Here is an 18,599-nt window from a genome sequence, read left to right as displayed (position 1 = left end):
TTCAGAGTCCGGGGGCTGGCGCGATGGCGGGCGGGAGTGCTGAAAACGGTGTGGAACCCGCCGGGCGCAGCAAGGCCTGCAGCGCTGCGCGCTGGGGCTGCATGTGGGTGTGGTGCCAGTCGGGTACGTGGGCTGCTGGAATGGGTTTGCTGAACACGTAGCCCTGGATGCAGTGCAGCCCAATGGCGGCCAGCGTCTGCAGCTCCTCCACGGTCTCCACGCCTTCCACCACCACAGACAGGCCGAACTCGCCGGCCAGCGCGCTGATATGCCGCAGCAGCATCTGCCGCCGGCTGTCCTGCGGCAGCTTTCGCACAAAGAGCCGGTCGCATTTGATGCCTGCAATCGGCAGGTCGGCCAGCATGCCCAGCGACGAGTAGCCGGCGCCAAAGTCGTCCATCCACACCACAACACCCATGGCGCTGAGTGTGTGGATGGCTGCCACCATCTCCGTGCCCAGCGCAATGATGGCGTGTTCGGTCATTTCGAGTTTGAGGGTGCGCGGCGGCAGGCCGCGCAGGGCCAGTTCTTCACGCAGCCACGGGGCAAAGCGGTCGTCCAGCAGCGTGATGGGGGCCACGTTCACGCTGATGGTCGTGCCGTTCAGGCCCTGGGCCTGCCAGGCCTTGGCACTGTCGAGTGCGTTGCGCAGGATCATCCGGTCCACTTCGGGCGTCTTGCCCTGCAGCTCGCACACCAGCAGGAAGGTTTCAGGATTGATGGCGCCCAGGGTCTTGTCGGTCATGCGCAGCAGGGCTTCGAACTGCACGCCACGCTGCTGAAAATCGACGATGGGCTGAAAGTGCAGCGCCAGGTTCTCCGGGTGCAGCAGCCGGTGCAAATGGTCTGCAATGAGCGACAGCTGCATGTCGCGCTGGGCGTTTTGCGCCGTGGCCGATGACCGCATCATCGACAGCCCGCGTCGCAAGAGCTGCTGGCGGCCAGCGTCCGAGCGCATGTTGCTCATCTGTTCCAACGCTACGGCAATGGCAAAGACCAGCACGGTGACCAGCAGCGCAATGCCGTCTGACTCCCCGCTCGGGTCGCCCAGGTGCAGTGCAAAGGTGTTGACCAGCATCCAGTGCAGCACCAGGATGGCCGCGCCGCACAGCACCTTGTCTTCCCAGGTTTGTGCGCGGTAGCGGGGCGTGAGCATGCTGAGCTTGGCCGAGCGGTGCCGGATTGCGGTGCACGCCGCAAGGGCCACGGCCGTGGCCATGGACGCCATGATTGCCAGCACATTGACCTGCGAAAAACTTTGCACGTGGCCCCAGGTGATCGCAAAGTGCCCCGTCAGCATGCCAGCCGCCAGCCACACACCGGCCACCACAATGCGCGCCTTGCTGGCGCTGGTGCTGAGTGTCGGAATGGTGAGTCGCGCACTTACCGCCATGATCAGCAGGCCGCTGAGGGCGGGCACCAACTCCAGCACGTGGTGCGCCAACTCGGCATACATGAACAGTCCCACCACATCCAGGGCCCAGACAATGCAGCCAATGCACAGGGCAGCTTGCGAGGCGCTGATGCGGCGGCTCGATGGATCGACCGAAAACGCCGTGTGTTCGACCAGGCGCTGGCACACATGCACCACCAGCGACGCGAAGATCCAGAACAGCAGGCTTTGGAGCAGCGGCGGAAACCCCACTGCAAACGCCACGGTGGCGTCGTGCCAGATTGAAACCATTTCCACCCCTTGTTCCCACCCTTGTTTTTTGACGGTCATCATACGACCGATGGGAGGCCCCGGTGGCCACTGGGTTCGCCTGTGGGGCCTTCGGTGGGGAGGCCCGGATTGCGCTGCCCATCAGTTCACGATGGCAATGCCCTTCACCTGCGCAAATACGGGTTGGCCAGGCGCCAGCGCCAGCGCCTGGGCCGAGCGTTGTGTGACCCGCGCCAGCAGCCGTGTGGTGCCTGCATCCAGGGCCACCATCATTTGTCCGGGGCTGTCTTCGCCCAGCGCCACCACCGTGGCTGGAAGCACATTGAGGATGCTGGTGTCGCTGGGTGCGGTGAGTGCCAGGCTTACATCACGCGCCTGCACCCGCAGCCGGATGGGCTCGCCCGTGGCGTGTGCCCTGGGGCTGACCAGCATCAGGTGCCCACCGCTGAATGCCACGGTCGTGATGTGGTCCTGCGGGTCGTGCTGTTGCACCGTGCCTTCGATCACCGTGGCGGCGGTGTCGCCGTGGGCCAGGGGCAGGTCCAGCCGCACGATCAGTTCGTTGGTGCGGCCCTGGGCCAGCACACGGCCCTCGCGCAACAGCACCATGTGCCCGGCCAGACTTGCCACCTCGTCGATGGCGTGGCTCACATACAGCATGGGGATGTCGAGGGTGTGTTGCAGCCTCTCCAGATAGGGCAGGACCTCGGCCTTGCGCTGGGCGTCCAGGGCAGCCAGGGGTTCGTCCATCAGCAGCAGGCGGGGGCTGGTGGCCAGCGCGCGGGCGATGGCCACGCGCTGGCGCTCGCCGCCCGACAAGGCCGGGGGCTTGCGGTCCATCAGGTGGTCGATGCCCAGCAAGTCCACCGCCTGCTCCAGCGCCACCTTGCGGCGTGCGGGGGGCGTGCGCTTCAGGCCGTAGTCGATGTTTCCACGCACGCTCAGGTGGTCGAACAGACTGGCCTCCTGGAACACATAGCCCAGGCCCCGCTCGTGTGTGGCGCGCCAGATGGTCTGTGCATCGTCCTGCCACACCTCGCCGTTGACCTCCACACGCCCAGGTTGCGCGCGCTCCAGACCGGCAATCGTGCGAAGGCAGGTGGTCTTGCCGCAGCCCGAGGGGCCGAAGAGGGCGGTCACACCCCGGCCGGGCAATTGCAGGTCCGCATCCAGCGTAAACCCGGGGCGAGTCAGCGTCAGTTGCGCGGTGATCTGTGCCGAAGAGGCAGTGGTGGTCATCACTGCACCATCGACAAAGTTTTGCGGCGGGTGAGGTTCAGCCCCAGCAGCACCACAAACGAAAACAGCACCATGCCGCCCGCCAGCCAGTGCGCCTGGGTGTATTCCAGCGCCTCGACGTGGTCGTAAATCTGCACAGACACCACGCGCGTGACACCCGGGATGTTGCCGCCCAGCATGAGCACTACACCAAACTCGCCCACCGTGTGCGCAAAGCTCAGGATCGCGGCGGTGATGAACCCGGGGCGCGCCAGCGGCAGCGCTACACTGAAGAAACGGTCCAGCGGCCCTGCGCCCAGCGTGGCCGCAGCCTCCAGCGGGCGCCGGCCGATGGCTTCAAAAGCGTGCTGCAGAGGCTGCACCGCAAAAGGCAGCGAATAGATGAGCGAGCCCACCACCAACCCCCAGAAGGTAAAGGGAAGGGTGCCGAGCCCCAACCACTGCGTGAACTGCCCCAGGGGGCCGTTGGGGCCGAGCGTGACCAGCAGGTAAAAGCCGATCACCGTGGGCGGCAGCACCAGCGGCAGCGCCACCACGGCCGAGACCGGGCCGCGCCAGCGCGACGGCGTGTGCGCCAGCCACCAAGCCAGCGGCGTGCACAGCACCAGCAGCAGCACCATGGTGGTGCCCGCTAGCCGCAGCGTGAGGCCGATGGCAGCCAGATCAGCGCTGGAAAATGGCATGAAGATGGGCGATCCGTCGATGGGACTATAGGCGGTCAGAAACTATAGCCGTACGATTGAATGATTGCGCGCGCCTTGCTGCCGCGCAGGTAGGCCAGCAGTGCGCTGGCCGCCGCGCTGTCCTTGCCTGGCATCAGCAGCACGGCATCTTGCCGGATGGGTTCGTGCAGGCTCGCCGGCACCTGCCAGGCCGAGCCACTGCGGATCGTGCCGTCGGCCATCACCTGCGACAGCGCCACAAAGCCCAGTTGTGCATTGCCGGTGGAGACAAACTGGAAGGTCTGGGCGATGTTCTCGCCTTGCGCCAGGCGCGGCTGCAGGGCCGTCGCCACGCCCAGCTTTTCCATCACCTGCAGGGCCGCCGCGCCATAGGGCGCCAGCTTGGGGTTGGCAATGGCCAGGTGCTTGAAGTCACCCGACTTGAGCACATCGCCCTTGGCATCCACGGTGCCGGGTTGTGCGCTCCACAGCACCAGCGTGCCGATGGCATAGGTAAAGCGCGAGTGGGCTACGGCCTTGCCCTCGCGTTCCAGCCGGGTAGGCGTGGTGTCGTCGGCCGACAGCAGCACCTGAAACGGCGCCCCGTGGGTGATCTGCGCGTAAAACTTGCCGGTGGCACCGAACGAGAGCTCGGCCTTGTGGCCCGTGTCGGCCTCAAAAGCTGCGGCGATCTTCTGCATGGGCGCCGTGAAATTGGCGGCCACCGCGACGGAAACGGTGTCGGCATGCGCAGCGTGGAATGCACCTGCGGCGAGCCCCACGGCCAGGAGTTTGCGTGCGGAGGAGGCAAATCGGTGGGGCATGGTGGTCAATGCGCAACAAGCGCTATTCCATTGATGAATAGCGAAAGTATAGATGCCCGGACACTCTCTCAGTTTTCGGTGCACACCCGGTTGCGCCCTGTGGCCTTGGCGCGGTAGAGGGCCGTGTCGGCTCGCTTGAGCGTGGCGTCGATGCCTGTGTCGTCGGCGCTCCACTGCGCCAGCCCGATGGAGGCGGTGATGGAGATCTGTTGTCCGTCGCCCAGGGTGACTGCTGTGGCCTGCAGTGCGGCACGCAGGCGCTCGGCGGCCAGGGCCGCCTCGGCCAGCGGGGTGCCCGGCATGAGCACAGCGAACTCTTCGCCGCCCACACGGGCGGGCATGTCCACCGCGCGCAGCTGCGCCACCAGAAGCCGAGCCAGTTGACGCAGCACGTCGTCGCCTCCGGCATGCCCGTAGTGGTCGTTGACCTTCTTGAAATGGTCCACGTCGAGCATGAGCACACAAAACGGCATCCCCGACCGGCGGCTGCGTGCCATTTCGTGCTCGGCTTTTTCGTAGAAATCGCGCCGGTTGCTCAGCTCGGTCAGCGCATCGCTGCGCGCCATGCGTTCCAGTTGGGCCTGCACCCTTTTCTTTTCGGTGTGGTCGAACACGGTAGAGCGGCTGGCCACGAAATTTCCCTGGGTGTCGTGGATCGCGGTGGCACTCACCAGAATGGGCATGGCGGCGCCTGAGGCGTTTCGCAGTTCCATCTCCAGGTCTTTGATGTGGCCTTCGCGCATGAACTGGGGAAAGCGCTCCTGAAAAATCTGTCGGCTTTCTGCTGTCAGGAAGTCCGCGTAGGCGCAGCCTTGTACCTGTGCGAGTGAAAGGCCCAGCCAGTGCAACTCCGTCTGGTTCATGCGCAGCACGCGTCCTTCCTGGTCCAGTGAGTGGTAGCCGCAGGGGGCATGGTCGTACAGGTCTTGCACCTGCTCGCGCGCGATCACGGCTACGTCGCGGTCGCCCCGCATAGTGGCCTCGCTGCGTTGGGTGGCGCGGAACTTCCCCACCAGAGCGGCCAGCTCTGACACCCGCAATGGCGGACCGGGCTGCAGCGGAGCTTCGCTGGTTTGATTGATGGCGCGTGCCACAGTTTTCATCTGGCGCAACAGGTATTGCGAAAACGCCATGGCCGCCAACAGCGACAGCCCCACCCAGAGCAACCCCAGTCCGGCCATGTGCCAGAGCATTTCTGTGAGGGGGGCGTGCAGGATGGTCTGCGGAACGTGCATGCCCAGGTACCAGTCAAAACCAAACACAGGCCGCACCAGGTTCATGGTGGGGGTGCCTTCCAGTACCGACCCCAGGAATGCGGTGGGTTTTCCTGTGGCCAGAATGCCTTGCCGGAACGTGGCACTGGCCGGACGACCCACATACCGCGCGGCGTCGTGGCTGCGCGCGATCACGGTGCCTTCGGCGTCGGCAATACCGGCAATCCAGCCTGGGGGCAGGCGTTCGGCTGACACAAGCTGATTGAGGGACTCAACGGCCAGAATGCCGCGCAGGGCGTGGAGGGCTTCGCCTTCTCGGACCATGGGCACGGTGACGGCCACTACCTGAACGGGATTGACCGGAGACGAAAATGGCCCCGAAACATTGGGACTATGAGTGCGCAGCGCAGCCTCCACACGGTCCGCCGCATTGACGGGCAGATGGGTGCGCTCCAGAGGCGCGGCGGTCAGAAACAGGATGCTGTCCTGGGTGACCAGGGAAATGGCGCGGATGTCGGGGTCGCGCGCGATGATGCGTTTCGCGTGTGCATACAGGTTGGGAACATCCAGCGCCAGGGCGGCGTCTGATTCAGCCAGCGCAGTGAGCGTGCCCAGGGTGCTATGGAGCTTTTCGGCCACGGCGTGCGCCAGTTCATCGCTGCGGCGTTCCAGCTGCTCTACCAAGGTCCGCTGCTGGAACTCCTTGAACTCCCACACCACCGACAGCGCAAACACCAGCAGGGGCAGGGTGGTGAGCAGCGACAAGCCCAGCAGCCAGGTGCGCAGGTTCAGGCGCAGGGTGGGAGGAAGGTGCAGCGCGGGCAAGGGCATAGGGCGACAGCGTACCGGCTTTTGGGGCAGAGTGAAACGCCGCTTCCCTGCATGAGAGGACGTGGGCGCAACACGTCATCCGCGGTCTGATCCGCTTGCGCCCTGGGCGGTGAGCCATGCCACCGCTTTGCGGGCCAGCGGCGCTGCCAGCATCACCGCTGGAAACGCGAACAGCCACCCCGTGAGCCATGCGCCCACCCAGAGGCCCACAAAGTCCTGGTCCACCGGCACGGCGCGAAACGTGGAGATGCCGGACACCAGCAGCGACATCACGCCCGACAGGATGAAGCTGAACAGCACGGGGCCGTAGCGGGCGGGGATCATGCAGCCACCGCCTCAGCGGGTTGGTGTGCCGCCACACCGCCCAGGCGCTGCAAGGTCTCGGCGAAATGCCGCCCAAACATGCGGGCGGTCTTGGTATCGCCTGGCACAAACGCATCCGCTGCCGCCCCATGGCCCGCCTGCGCCATCAGGCCCGACCAGGATCCCAGCCGGTTGGCTGCTTCGTCATACGGAACCCCGGTGTGCTGCTCGGGCAGGATGGGGTTGCCCACCCACACCATGCCGTGCTGCATGGCAAACACCCACATCGACAGCAGTGTGGACTGCTTGTCGCCCGCTGGCAGCGACGACACGGTGAAGCCCGCCGCGAGCTTGTTCTTGAGCTGCTGCGTTTTCCACAGACGGCCGGTGGCGTCGATGAAGGTCTTGAACGGACCGGAGACTCCGCCCAGGTAGGTGGGCGAGCCCAGGATGAAGCCGTCGTAGTGCAACAGGCTGTCGGGTGCATGGGCCAGGTCTTCGGCTTGGCGTAACTCGGCATGGATGCCGGAAACGCCCTGGGCGCCCTCCAGAACGTGGCGGGCGATGTGTGCGGTGTGCCCGTGGGCGCTGTGATAAATGATGGCGATGGTTTTCATGGCATGGGTTCCAAACAAGTGATTTCGAGGGGAAAAATGCGCAGAACCGTCATCGAGAAATCAGTGCGATGGCGAGCGCAGACAGGTACAGGCCGAAGCCAAAGACGGTGTGGTTGGCCAAGCTGCGCAGGCAGTTCTTGAGCGGCGTGGGCGTGCGCGATGCTGCAAAGCCCGAGCCCATGGCGGGCTGCATCACCAGCAGCGGCGCCGCCACGGTGCAGACGCCCACGGCCAACGCGGGCAGCAGGGTGGGGCTGCGTACCCAGTCGGCGCCCTGGAGGCTGACCAGCACGGTGGCAAACGCCACGCCCACGGCGTAGTGCGTGAGCCAGCCCCAGGCCAATTCCCCCCGGATGGGCACCGCCTTGGCGATGGCGGCATGGGCAAACTGGCCCCGAAACAGATGGCCCATCCAGCGGCCGATGAAGGCGAAGTTGAGGGTGGGGACGCCCAGATGTTTGAGCAGCAAAAGCCATGCGTCCATGACGGCGGTGGCACCGATGCCGATCAACATGGCAATGGGAAATTCTTGCAGTGGGAGTGTCATCAAAGCACCTCGAAAAGTTGACGGAAGCAGGTTTTGAATGGAATATAGAAGTTCAAGTCAACTTGAAGTCAAGGGGTTTTTGATGGACATTGCCGAAGTTGCCAAACGCTCCGGGCTGCGGGCCTCCACGCTGCGGTATTACGAGGAAAAAGGGTTGATCCACTCGGTGGGAAAACCTGGTGAGCGCCGCCGTTTTGCGCCGGGCGTGTTGGACCAGCTGGCGCTGATTGCATTGGGGCAATCGGCCGGGTTCTCGCTGGACGACATCCGTGCCATGTTTTTGCCCAGTGGCGAGCCCAGCATTGACCGGCAACTGCTGTCGGCCAAGGCCGATGAACTCGATGCCATGGTCAAACGCCTCAAGGCCATGAGCAACGGCCTGCGGCATGCGGCAGCCTGCCCGGCGGAGAGCCATGCGCAATGCCCCTCCTTTCAGCGGCTGCTGAAGGCCGCAGCGACTGGCGCGCTGGAGCGCCAGCAGAAGCTGGCAAAGCCTGTCACGGGGCTGCGCCGCAAGTCGGCGTGAAGGGAGCGCTCAGGCATCATCCGCGCATGCCTGTTTCTCTTACTCTCACGGATGCGCTGGGCCATGCCCTGGCCGACAAACGCATCGACATCCTGCGCCAGATTGGCACCTGCGGCTCCATCTCGCAGGCCGCGCGTGCCGTGGGCGTGAGCTACAAGGCCGCGTGGCAGGCGGTGGACACGCTGACCAATCTGGCGGGCACGCCGCTGGTGGCACGCGCGGTGGGTGGGGCAGGGGGCGGCGGTGCGCAGCTGACCGAGGCGGGGCACCAGCTGCTGGCGGCGGCAAATGCGATGGCGCAGGCGCGGGGCGCTGTGCTGTCGCGCTGGCAGGCCACGCCCCATGCGGGCCCTGCGCTGGCGCGGCTGGCGGTGCGCACCAGCATGCGCAACCAGTTGCCGTGTGTGGTGGAGCGGCTGGTGGTGCAGGGGCAGATCGTGGCGGTGCACCTGCGGTTGAGCAATGCGAGCGATGGCGACGGTGCCGCAATGGGCGTGCCTGCAGCACTGGCCGCGCGCATCACCCGTGAGAGTGCGGAGCTGCTGGGCCTGCAGCCGGGGCTGGCCGTGCAGGCGCTGTGCAAGGCCACGGCCGTGCGCGTGGATCGGGGTGGTCGTTTGGCATCAGCGTCTGGGTCTGCGGTGGCCGATGCACCCGGCATCCACCGCCTGCCTGCAAAAGCCACGCGCGTGGTGCGGGGCGAGTCGGGTGATGAGGTGTCTGCCGAGCTGTCGGGTGGCTTGCAGATGGTGGGTTTTGCGGCGTCCGGCAGTGGCCTGCGCGCGGGCAGCCCGGTCGTGCTGGTGGTGGAAGACAACGCCGTGGTCCTGGCCTTGGCCGAGGTCTGAGACTGGGCCCATTGTGGGAGTTGTGCTATATATTTTATAGCTATTGGCGCTTGCTGAATAAGCGCTAGCGGCCAATTTGATGCAAATATCTGCTGCGCCTTGTTGGCAGGTGCCGCAGCCGCCGATCACAGCCCCTTGGGATGGCCCAGTTTGCGGTACACCGTGGCGCGGCTGATGCCGAGCACCCGGGCCGCTTCTGCCACATTGCCACGGGCGTCTTGCACGGCTTGGCGAATCAGGGCGGTTTCAGCCTCGCGCAGCGGTGCGGCCGTGGGCGGTGCGCCCGCCAGCGCCGGGGACAGGGTGGCAACAGGCTGGCTGGCGCCACGGGTGTTTTCTGGCCGTTGCGCTAGCGCCTGCAGGCGCAGGCCCGACCACAGGGGCAAATCGATCGGCTGCGCCGGGTGCCGCCGCGCAGCATCGAACAACATGGCCCACGGCATGGCCAGCAGGTCGCTGGCGTGGGTGGGCGCACCCGGGGTGCGCAGTGGCTGGGGCACCAGTTGGCGGGCCATGCTGTTGCAGCCCACCACAAATCCATCGCCGTCCAGTGCCAGCAGGCCGTCGCCTTCACTGCCCAGCGGGCAGCCGGGCCAGTTCACGCGCAGCAGCAGGGCATGGGGCAATTGCAGCAGCAAGGCGTCTTCCATGGCGCGGGCCGATCGGGCCACCAGGTGGCGCAGCTCGGGCCGCTCGGGCACATCCACGCCTGTGAGGTCCAGCATGCCCACACACAGGCCCTGCGGGTCGAACAGCGGTGCGCCTGCACAGCTGTAGCTGGCGTTGTCATCAAAGAAGTGTTCGCCCCGGTGCAGCCACACCGGCTGCAGTTCTGCCAGCGCAGCGCCGATGGCTGTGGTGCCCACGGCTGCTTCCGACAGGTCGATGCCCACGCGGCCAATCGCGCTGGCGCGCGGATCGCCCGGGTCGCAATGGCCTTGCACGTCCACCACGATGCCGCGTGCGTCCGTCAGCATGGCGAAGTAGTGCATGCCCGCAATCGCGCGGGTGAGCTGTTGCAGCACGGGCCGTGCCGCGCGCAGCAGGTGGTGGTTTTGCTCCTGGCTACGGCGCAACGCCGTGGCGCTGACGGCGTCAAATGCCACACGGTGGGTGGGGTTGAGCCCCTGGGCCAGGCAGCGTTGCCACGACCGTGCAATCCATGGCTCCACCTCGGCCCGCAGGGGCGCTGCGCCATCCGCCAGCAAGCTTTGGCGCGCCTGTGCAATCAGTGCGTGGCGGTGGGCGGGGGAGGTGGGCGCGGAGGACAGCATGGTGAACCGAATCCTTGAGCTGCGCATGATGCGCTGGTGTGCGCTGCAACATGTTTCATTTTGAGAATATCCGGCCGGGGCTGCCGGAAATCTAGGGTTGTCCCTAGGGATGGGTGGTGGGGCGCGGCAGAAGATGCGCGAGGTCAGTCCAGCCAAAACCTATTCAGGAGACAGCCAGATGCAAGTCCAGTTCACGGTCAACGGGCGCGCTGCCAGTGTTGACGTCCCCCCCAATACCCTGCTTGTCCATGCGCTGCGAGAGCACCTGCTGCTCACCGGCACCCATGTGGGTTGTGACACCAGCCAGTGCGGGGCGTGTACGGTGCATGTGAACGGCAGGGCCGTCAAATCCTGCGCCATGCTGGCGGTGCAGGCCCAGGGGGCCGAGGTGACCACCATCGAAGGCATGGCCACCCCCGACGGCACCATGCACCCCATGCAGGCCGCGTTCAAGGAGTGCCATGGCCTTCAGTGCGGCTTCTGCACCCCGGGCATGGTGATGAGCGCGGTGGACCTGTGCAAAAACCACCCCAACGCCAGCGAAGGCGAGATCCGCGAGCTGCTCGAAGGGAACATCTGCCGCTGCACGGGCTACCAGAACATCTTGCGCGCAGTGCAGGTTGGCCAAAAGGCCATGGCTTCAGCGTAAACACACAGGAGAAGAACCATGGGTGCATCCGACTTTTCCAAGCTGCCGCACATCGGCGAATCGCTCAAGCGCAAGGAAGACTACCGCTTCCTGACCGGCGCGGGCCAGTACACCGACGACGTGGTGCTGGCGGCGCAAAGCCATGCGGTGTTTGTGCGCTCGCCGCACGCACACGCCAAGATCAACAGCATCAATGTGGAAGCGGCCAAGGCCGCGCCGGGCGTGCTGGGCGTGTTCACCGGTGCCGACGTGGCGGCCGACAACATCAACGGCCTGCCTTGCGGCTGGCTCATCACCAGCACCGACGGTCAGCCCATGAAGGAGCCGCCGCACCCCATCCTGGCGCAGGGCAAGGTGCGCTATGTGGGCGACCACGTGGCCATCGTCGTGGCGCTGACGCAGCAGCAGGCGCGTGATGCGGCCGAGCTGGTGGAGGTGGATTACGACGTGTTGCCCGCCGTGGTCAGTGTGGCCGATGCGGCCGCAGGCACCGTGGCCGGCGCAGGGCTGCATGATGCAGCGCCGGACAACCACTGCTACAAATGGGCCATTGGCGACAAGGGCGCGGTGGACGCCGCATTTGCCAACGCCGCGCACGTGACGAAGCTGGACCTGGTCAACAACCGCCTCATCCCCAACGCGATGGAGCCCCGCGCCGCCATTGGCTCGTACAGCCGCGCCAACGACGAATACACGCTGTACGTCAGCAACCAGAATCCGCACGTCGAGCGGCTGCTGATGACCGCCTTTGTGATGGGCCTGCCCGAGCACAAGGTGCGCGTGATTGCGCCCGATGTGGGGGGCGGCTTTGGCTCCAAGATCTTCTTGTATGCCGAGGACGTGTGCCTGACCTGGGCGGCCAAGAAGCTCAACCGCAACATCAAGTGGGTGGCCGATCGCAGTGAGTCTTTTGTGTCGGACGCGCATGGCCGCGACCATGTGAGCCATGCCGAAATGGCGATGGACAAAGACGGCAAGTTCCTGGCCATGCGCGTGCACACCGACGCCAACATGGGCGCCTACCTCAGCACCTTTGCCAGCGCCGTGCCCACCATCCTGTATGCCACCTTGCTGGCAGGCCAGTACACAACGCCGCAGATCTATGTGGAGGTGGATGCCTGGTTCACCAACACCGCACCGGTCGATGCCTACCGGGGCGCGGGCCGGCCCGAGGCCACCTACCTGCTGGAACGGCTGGTGTCGCGCTGTGGCTGGGAGATGGGCCTGGGCCAGGACGAAATCCGCAAACGTAACTTCATCACCAGCTGGCCCTACCAGACGCCCGTGGCACTGCAGTACGACGTGGGCGATTACCACGCCTGTATGACGCAAGCGCAGGAGCTGGCAGACGTGGCGGGCTTTGCGGCGCGCAAGGCGGCCAGCGAGGCCAAGGGCTTGAAGCGTGGCATCGGCTACAGCAGCTACATCGAAGCGTGTGGGATTGCGCCGTCCAACATCGCGGGCGCCCTGGGCGCACGCGCAGGTCTGTTTGAATGCGGCGAAGTGCGTGTGCATCCCACCGGCAGCGTGACGGTGTTCACCGGATCGCACAGCCACGGCCAGGGGCACGAGACCACCTTTGCGCAGGTGGTGGCTGCGCGCCTGGGCATCCCGGTGGAGAACGTGGACATCGTGCACGGCGACACGGGGCGCGTGCCGTTTGGCATGGGCACCTACGGTTCGCGCTCCATCAGCGTGGGCGGCGCGGCCATCATGAAGGCGCTGGACAAGATCGAGGCCAAGGCCAAGAAAATCGCCGCGCATCTGATGGAGGCCAGCGACGCCGACATCGACTTCAGCGGTGGCGAGTTCACCGTGCGCGGCACGGACAAGAAGATCCCGTTCGGCCAGGTGGCGCTCACGGCCTACGTGCCGCACAACTACCCGCTCGACAAGCTCGAACCGGGGCTCAACGAAACCGCGTTCTACGACCCGACCAACTTCACCTTCCCTGCAGGAACCTACATCTGCGAAGTGGAGGTGGACCCGGCCACAGGCAGCACCCGCGTAGACAAGTTCACGGCCGTGGACGACTTCGGCACCATCATCAACCCCATGATCGTGGAGGGCCAGGTGCACGGAGGCCTGGTGCAGGGCATCGGCCAGGCGCTGATGGAAAACTGCGTGTACGACCGCGAGACGGGTCAGCTCCTGACCGGCAGCTTCATGGACTACGCCATGCCGCGCGCTGATGACTTCCCCGAGTTCAAGCTGGGCCATGTGTGTACCCCCTGCACGCACAACCCGCTGGGTACCAAAGGCTGCGGCGAGGCGGGGGCGATTGGCTCGCCACCGGCGGTGATCAATGCGGTGCTGGATGCACTGCGCCCGCTGGGGGTGAAAGAGTTCGACATGCCCGCATCGCCACACCGTGTGTGGGAAGCGATTCAGAGTGCCAAAGCCTGAGGAGAACCAGCATGTACGCATTCACCTTTGAAAATCCCTCCTCCACCGCCGCCGCTGCACAGCTCATCGCCCAGGGCGGCAAGCTGCTGGCCGGTGGCCAAAGCCTGCTGCCGTCGATGCGGCTGCGCCTGGCCAACCCCGAGAAGATCGTTGACCTCAACAACATCCCCGAGCTGGCGGGCATCCGCCGCGAGGGCAACGCGCTGGTCATCGGCGCCATGACGCGCCACATGGACGTGGCCAACAGCGCCGATGTCAAGGCCGCCATCCCCGCGCTGGCCGACTTGGCCGCGCACATCGGCGACCGGCAGGTGCGCGCACGCGGCACGCTGGGTGGTTCGGTGGCCAACAACGACCCAGCGGCGTGCTACCCCAGCGCCGTGCTGGGCCTGGGCGCCACAGTCATCACCAACCAGCGCGAGATTGCGGCCGACGACTTTTTTGTGGGCATGTACACCACGGCGCTGGAAGAGGGCGAGATCATCACCGCCATCCGCTTCCCCATCCCCAAGCGCGCTGCGTACCTCAAGTTCAAGCAGGCGGCCTCGCGCTTCTCGCTGGTGGGAGTGTTTGTGGCGCAGACCGATGCCGGCGTGCGCGTGGCCATCACCGGCGCGGCCAGCAGTGTGTTCCGCCACGCGGGGCTGGAAGCAGCGCTGAACCAGAGTTTTACGCCAGCATCGGCGGCGGCGGTGAAGATCGATGCAAGCGATCTCAACGCTGACATCCACGCCAGTGCGGCCTATCGCGCCAACCTCATCAGCGTGCAGACCCAAAGAGCAGTAGCGCAAATCCTGGGCTGATGGGGGATAGCACCCGCGCCCGGCATATTGCATCCAGGGGCGGGTGTTTGAATGAAATTGGCCTCTAGCGCTTTTCTATCAAGCGCTATTAGCTATAGAAACTATAGTAATGAACGTTTCCCCTCCCGCGCCCATGACCGCGCCTGCGCTGTCCTCCATCGACGCCCTGGTGTCGGCCTTGCAGGGCGTGGGCTATTTTGCCGACCGGCGGCTGGCCACGGCCGTGTTCCTCGCGCTCAAGCTGCAGCGCCCGCTGCTGCTGGAGGGCGAGCCCGGCGTGGGAAAGACGGCGCTGGCCCAGGCGCTTGCCAAGGTGCTGGAACGCAGCCTGATCCGCCTGCAGTGTTATGACGGCCTGGAGCAGCGCGAGGCCCTGTACGAATGGAACTACGCGGCCCAGCTCTTGCACATGCGCGCAGCGGAAGGCAAAGGCAGCGCCGACATGGCGCAGGTAGAGCGCGAGGTCTACCAGGACCGCTACCTCATCCGCCGCCCTCTGCTGCAGGCGCTGCAGGCGCCAGAACCCGGCGCCGTGCTGCTCATCGACGAAGTTGACCGCGCCGACGAGCCCTTTGAGGCGTTTTTGCTCGAATACCTGGGCGAGTACCAGGTGAGCATTCCCGAGATCGGCACCGTGCGCGCCACGGCCACGCCGGTCACCATCCTCACCAGCAACCGCACGCGGGATCTGCACGACGCCGTCAAACGCCGCTGCCTGTACCACTGGCTGGACTACCCCGAGCGCGAGCGCGAACTGGCCATCGTGCGTGCGCAGGTGCCGGACGCCAGCGCGGCCTTGGCCACCCAGGTGGCGGATTTTGTGGGCCGCCTGCGCAGCCAGCCGTTTGCCAACGCTTTTCAGCGCGCGCCGGGCATAGCCGAGAGCGTGGAGTGGGCCAAGGCGCTGGTCGCGCTCGACACCATCGTGGTGGACCCCGAAGTGGTGTCCGACACCGCGGGCATCTTGTTCAAGCAGCGCGAGGACGTGGCTGCGCTCACGCGCGACATGGCGGCGCAGTTGCTGCAACCCGCTGAGGCCGATGCCTGAGGGCTCAACCGTGGCAGAGGTCAAAACGATTTCCCAGCTGGGCGATGCCCGCACGGGCAAGCTCGCCGACAACCTGAGCGGTTTTGGCCGCACCCTCCGCCGCGCTGGTGTGCGCGTGGACGCCGCCCGCATGGCGCTGGCCCAGCAGGCGGTGATGCTGGTGGGCCTGCGGCGCGAGGATTTCAGCGCCGCACTGGAGGCCGTGCTGGTCAGCCGTGAGCAGGACCGTTTGATCTTCCGCGAGTTGTTCGACGCGTACTTTCGCAATCCCAACGTGGCGCAGAAGTTGCTGGCGCAGATGCTGCCTAGCGCTGAGTCCAAGGCTGAGCCCGCCAAACGCCGCCCGCGCGTGAGCGAGGCGCTCGCCCCCGTGCGCGCCGCCCGCAACACCCCCCCGCCGCGCGAGGACGAGAAGATCGATTTCGACGCCGCCATGACGGCCAGTGACCTGCAGCGCCTGCGGCAGGCCGACTTCAACCAGCTCTCGGCCAGCGAATACCTGCTGGTGGAGCGCCTGGCGCGCGAGGTGCCCTTGCCCCTGCCGCGCTACGCCGCCCGCCGCACCCGCCCCGGTGGGCGCGGCAGCCGCCCGCACTGGCCCGGCGCCATGCACCACGCGGCCCGCAACGGGGGCGAGGTGCTGCGCATCCCGCTGCTGCAGCGGCGCCAGCAACCGCTGCCGCTGCTGGTGCTGGTGGATGTGTCGGGCTCCATGGAGCGTTACGCGCGGCTGCTGCTGGCGTTTTTGCATGCCGCCACGGCACCGCGCCACACCGGCGATGCCGTGCGCCGCGACGTGTTTGCGTTTGGCACCGGGCTGACCGACCTCACGCCAGCATTTCGCCTGGCCGATACCGACGCGATGCTGCAGGTGGCCAGCCATTCCATCACTGATTTTGCGGGGGGCACCCGCATGGGTGACAGCCTGGCCCAGCTGCGTTTGCAGCATGCCCGGAGGCTGGTGGGGCGGCGCACCCTGGTGCTGCTGATCAGCGACGGGCTGGACACCGGCACGCCCGAGGTGCTGGCGCAGGAACTGGGCTGGCTGCGCCGCCATTGCGGACGCCTGCTGTGGCTCAACCCCTTGCTGCGTTTTGAAGGCTATGCACCCACGGCACGCGGCGCCTCCGAACTGCACCGCCAGGCCCACGGCATGGTGGCCGTGCACAACCTGAGCCGCTTGCAGGATCTGGCGGCCAGTCTGGCGGCCGTGCTGTGGCAGTGACCGATTTCAGAAATAACCAGACAACACAAGGAACCCACCATGGAAATGCAAGCCAGCCGCACCCTTGCCGTGAGCCAGCAGCAGGCCTGGGAGGCACTCAACGATCCTGAGGTGCTCAAGCTGTGCATCCCCGGCTGCGACAAGGTCGAGGCGACCGGTGAGAACCAATACGCGGTCGCCATGGCGCTCAAGATCGGCCCCGTGTCGGCCAAGTTTGCGGGCAAGATCACGCTGTCGGACATCGTGCCACCAGAGAGCTACACCATAGCCTTCGACGGATCGGGTGGTGTGGCGGGTTTTGGCAAGGGCAATGCGCAGGTCAAACTGGTGCCTTTGCCCGCGGATGCCGCTGGGCAGGAAAGCTGCGAGCTGCACTACACCGTGCATGCCACGGTGGGCGGCAAGATCGCGCAGCTGGGACAGCGGCTCATCGACGGCGCGGCCAAGAGCATGGCAGAGGATTTTTTCAAGCGCTTTGACAACGAAATGCAAAGCCGCCATCCGCGCGCGCCGGCAGACGATGGTGCGGCATCCTCTGAAGCGCCCACCGAGCCTGGGGCACTGGCGGCGTCGGCGGGGGAGGATATTCCCCCCAGCGGCATTCCGGTTTGGGTGTGGGTGGTGGGCGCGGCGGCGCTGGTGCTGATAGCCTGGGCAATCAATTGACTCCTCCTGAGCCGCTTCGCGTCTTCCCCCTGAGGGGGACGCCTCCGGTGGCCCGGCAAAGCCGGATCCACGGTGGCGCTGGCCTGGGCGCCGCGCGGTTTCAGACGCAGCGGGCGTAGATGGGAATATCTGAATAAGCGGTAGAAATGAATTGGTGACGGAACGATGGAAAACCTGGATGTGATGGTGTTGCGCACGCTGCAGGGCTGGCGGGCCGCCGGGCGGCGGGCGTTGCTGGCGACGGTGGTGCGCACGTGGGGCTCTTCACCCCGGCCGGTGGGCTCCATCATGGCGCTGTGCGAAGACGGTTCGGTGGTGGGGTCTGTGTCGGGCGGGTGCATTGAGGACGATCTGATTGACCGTCATACGCGGGCCTACGCGCAGGGCGCGCCCACGGCGAATGCGGTCGGAGACAAGGATCACCGTATTCCCAGCGGCCCGCCGACGTTTGTGAAATACGGCGTCACCGCCGACGAGGCGCACCGCTTCGGCTTGCCCTGTGGCGGAACGCTGGAGCTGCTGCTGGAGTACGACCCTGCCCCGGACAGCCTGGCAACACTGATCACCGCGCTGGAGGCTGGGCGCCTGATGCAGCGCAGCGTGCGCTTGGTCGACGGCGCGGTCACGCTAACGCCTGCGGCAGCGCCCACCGAGCTGGTGGTGGATGCTGAGCGGCTTACCAACACCTTTGGCCCCGAGTACCGCATGCTGCTGATCGGCGCAGGCCAGCTGGCGGAATACCTGGCCACCATGGCGCTGTTCAACGGGTTTGCGGTAACGGTGTGCGACCCGCGCGAGGAATACCGGGGCAGCTGGAACGTGCCCGCTGCCACGGTAGTGAGTGACATGCCCGACGATGTGGTGCTGGCCTTCAAGCCCGACCGACGCAGTTGTGTGGTGGCCCTCACGCACGACCCCAAGCTCGATGACTTGGCGCTGCTGGAGGCGCTGAACACGGATGCGTTCTATGTGGGTGGCATAGGCTCGCGCCGCAACAACGAGGCGCGCCGTGCCCGCATGATCGAACACTTCGACCAGACCGAGGAGAGCCTGGCGCGCCTGCGCGGGCCGATCGGCATCTACATCGGCAGCAAGACACCACCCGAGATTGCGGTGAGCGTGATGGCCGAAATTTTGGCCGTCAAAAACGGTGTCACCCTGCCGCGCGACATGGAAGTGGCCCAGGCCAAGAATGACCGGGAGCTGGCGCACAACGACCCCGGTGCGCTGGTGTGTGGGGTGCGCGCCGCGTAG

General features: G+C 66.0%; 18 protein-coding genes. 9 read left to right on the top strand and 9 right to left on the bottom strand.

Going from position 1 to position 18,599, the window contains the following annotated elements; genetic code table 11:
- Window position 1: 1 nt before the first annotated feature.
- The 8 genes from C8C93_RS13020 to C8C93_RS12985 all read right to left on the bottom strand — a co-directional run bounded on the left by C8C93_RS13020 (window position 2) and on the right by C8C93_RS12985 (window position 7,867).
- Window positions 2-1,684 carry an EAL domain-containing protein gene (locus C8C93_RS13020; protein ID WP_121508787.1) on the bottom strand — a complete coding sequence of 561 codons (1,683 nt, stop codon included), beginning with the start codon at window positions 1,682-1,684 and terminating at the stop codon, window positions 2-4.
- A gap of 120 nt (window positions 1,685-1,804) precedes the next feature.
- On the bottom strand, window positions 1,805-2,902 hold the full coding sequence (modC, locus tag C8C93_RS13015) for a molybdenum ABC transporter ATP-binding protein (RefSeq protein WP_121507177.1): 1,098 nt from the start codon (window positions 2,900-2,902) through the stop codon (window positions 1,805-1,807).
- Window positions 2,902-3,585, bottom strand: a complete 684-nt coding sequence (gene modB / locus C8C93_RS13010; protein ID WP_121507176.1) for a molybdate ABC transporter permease subunit — start codon at window positions 3,583-3,585, stop codon at window positions 2,902-2,904. The genes modC and modB overlap by 1 nt, the downstream gene beginning before the upstream one ends.
- 35 nt (window positions 3,586-3,620) lie before the next feature.
- Window positions 3,621-4,388, bottom strand: coding sequence for a molybdate ABC transporter substrate-binding protein (gene modA / locus C8C93_RS13005; RefSeq protein WP_121508786.1), 768 nt, complete (start codon window positions 4,386-4,388; stop codon window positions 3,621-3,623).
- A 68-nt stretch (window positions 4,389-4,456) separates the two neighbouring features.
- Window positions 4,457-6,433: a diguanylate cyclase gene (locus C8C93_RS13000; protein WP_121507175.1), complete on the bottom strand. Its 1,977-nt coding sequence runs from the start codon at window positions 6,431-6,433 to the stop codon at window positions 4,457-4,459.
- A 75-nt stretch (window positions 6,434-6,508) separates the two neighbouring features.
- Window positions 6,509-6,757 (bottom strand): DUF2798 domain-containing protein, encoded by a 249-nt coding sequence (locus C8C93_RS12995; protein ID WP_121507174.1) that lies wholly within the window; start codon window positions 6,755-6,757, stop codon window positions 6,509-6,511.
- Window positions 6,754-7,353: a flavodoxin family protein gene (locus tag C8C93_RS12990; protein ID WP_121507173.1), complete on the bottom strand. Its 600-nt coding sequence runs from the start codon at window positions 7,351-7,353 to the stop codon at window positions 6,754-6,756. The genes C8C93_RS12995 and C8C93_RS12990 overlap by 4 nt, the downstream gene beginning before the upstream one ends.
- Before the next feature lie 49 nt (window positions 7,354-7,402).
- The gene (locus tag C8C93_RS12985) at window positions 7,403-7,867 is read right to left on the bottom strand and encodes a DUF2938 domain-containing protein (protein ID WP_121508785.1); all 465 of its coding nucleotides are present in this window, start codon (window positions 7,865-7,867) and stop codon (window positions 7,403-7,405) included.
- Between the two features lie 115 nt (window positions 7,868-7,982).
- Here C8C93_RS12985 and C8C93_RS12980 point away from each other — a divergent pair, with 115 nt between their 5' ends.
- A complete protein-coding gene (locus C8C93_RS12980; RefSeq protein ID WP_121507172.1) occupies window positions 7,983-8,426 on the top strand; it encodes a helix-turn-helix domain-containing protein in 444 nt (147 codons plus the stop codon).
- Window positions 8,427-8,452: 26 nt separating this feature from the next.
- Entirely contained in the window at window positions 8,453-9,274 is an 822-nt protein-coding gene (locus C8C93_RS12975) for a TOBE domain-containing protein (RefSeq protein ID WP_121507171.1), read from the top strand.
- A 125-nt stretch (window positions 9,275-9,399) separates the two neighbouring features.
- On the opposite strand, the gene C8C93_RS12970 is transcribed toward C8C93_RS12975, so the two are convergent.
- Entirely contained in the window at window positions 9,400-10,548 is a 1,149-nt protein-coding gene (locus C8C93_RS12970) for a helix-turn-helix domain-containing protein (protein ID WP_121507170.1), read from the bottom strand.
- A 178-nt stretch (window positions 10,549-10,726) separates the two neighbouring features.
- Here C8C93_RS12970 and C8C93_RS12965 point away from each other — a divergent pair, with 178 nt between their 5' ends.
- The 7 genes from C8C93_RS12965 to C8C93_RS12935 all read left to right on the top strand — a co-directional run bounded on the left by C8C93_RS12965 (window position 10,727) and on the right by C8C93_RS12935 (window position 18,599).
- Window positions 10,727-11,197: a (2Fe-2S)-binding protein gene (locus C8C93_RS12965; protein ID WP_121508784.1), complete on the top strand. Its 471-nt coding sequence runs from the start codon at window positions 10,727-10,729 to the stop codon at window positions 11,195-11,197.
- Between the two features lie 18 nt (window positions 11,198-11,215).
- On the top strand, window positions 11,216-13,603 hold the full coding sequence (locus C8C93_RS12960; RefSeq protein WP_121419341.1) for a xanthine dehydrogenase family protein molybdopterin-binding subunit: 2,388 nt from the start codon (window positions 11,216-11,218) through the stop codon (window positions 13,601-13,603).
- 11 nt (window positions 13,604-13,614) lie between these two features.
- Window positions 13,615-14,406 carry a xanthine dehydrogenase family protein subunit M gene (locus tag C8C93_RS12955; protein ID WP_121419342.1) on the top strand — a complete coding sequence of 264 codons (792 nt, stop codon included), beginning with the start codon at window positions 13,615-13,617 and terminating at the stop codon, window positions 14,404-14,406.
- A gap of 133 nt (window positions 14,407-14,539) precedes the next feature.
- On the top strand, window positions 14,540-15,454 hold the full coding sequence (locus C8C93_RS12950; RefSeq protein WP_121507169.1) for a MoxR family ATPase: 915 nt from the start codon (window positions 14,540-14,542) through the stop codon (window positions 15,452-15,454).
- Complete coding sequence (locus tag C8C93_RS12945; protein ID WP_121507168.1) at window positions 15,447-16,679, top strand: VWA domain-containing protein; 1,233 nt, start codon at window positions 15,447-15,449, stop codon at window positions 16,677-16,679. Before C8C93_RS12950 ends, C8C93_RS12945 begins: the two co-directional genes overlap by 8 nt.
- Before the next feature lie 39 nt (window positions 16,680-16,718).
- On the top strand, window positions 16,719-17,345 hold the full coding sequence (locus C8C93_RS12940) for a CoxG family protein (RefSeq protein ID WP_121419345.1): 627 nt from the start codon (window positions 16,719-16,721) through the stop codon (window positions 17,343-17,345).
- A 165-nt stretch (window positions 17,346-17,510) separates the two neighbouring features.
- Complete coding sequence (locus C8C93_RS12935; protein ID WP_121507167.1) at window positions 17,511-18,599, top strand: XdhC family protein; 1,089 nt, start codon at window positions 17,511-17,513, stop codon at window positions 18,597-18,599.

This window comes from Acidovorax sp. 93 (assembly GCF_003633835.1).
Taxonomy (GTDB): domain Bacteria; phylum Pseudomonadota; class Gammaproteobacteria; order Burkholderiales; family Burkholderiaceae_C; genus Acidovorax; species Acidovorax facilis.
The sequence above is the reverse complement of the archived record's forward strand: the minus strand, read 5'-3'. Positions and strand labels throughout refer to the sequence as shown.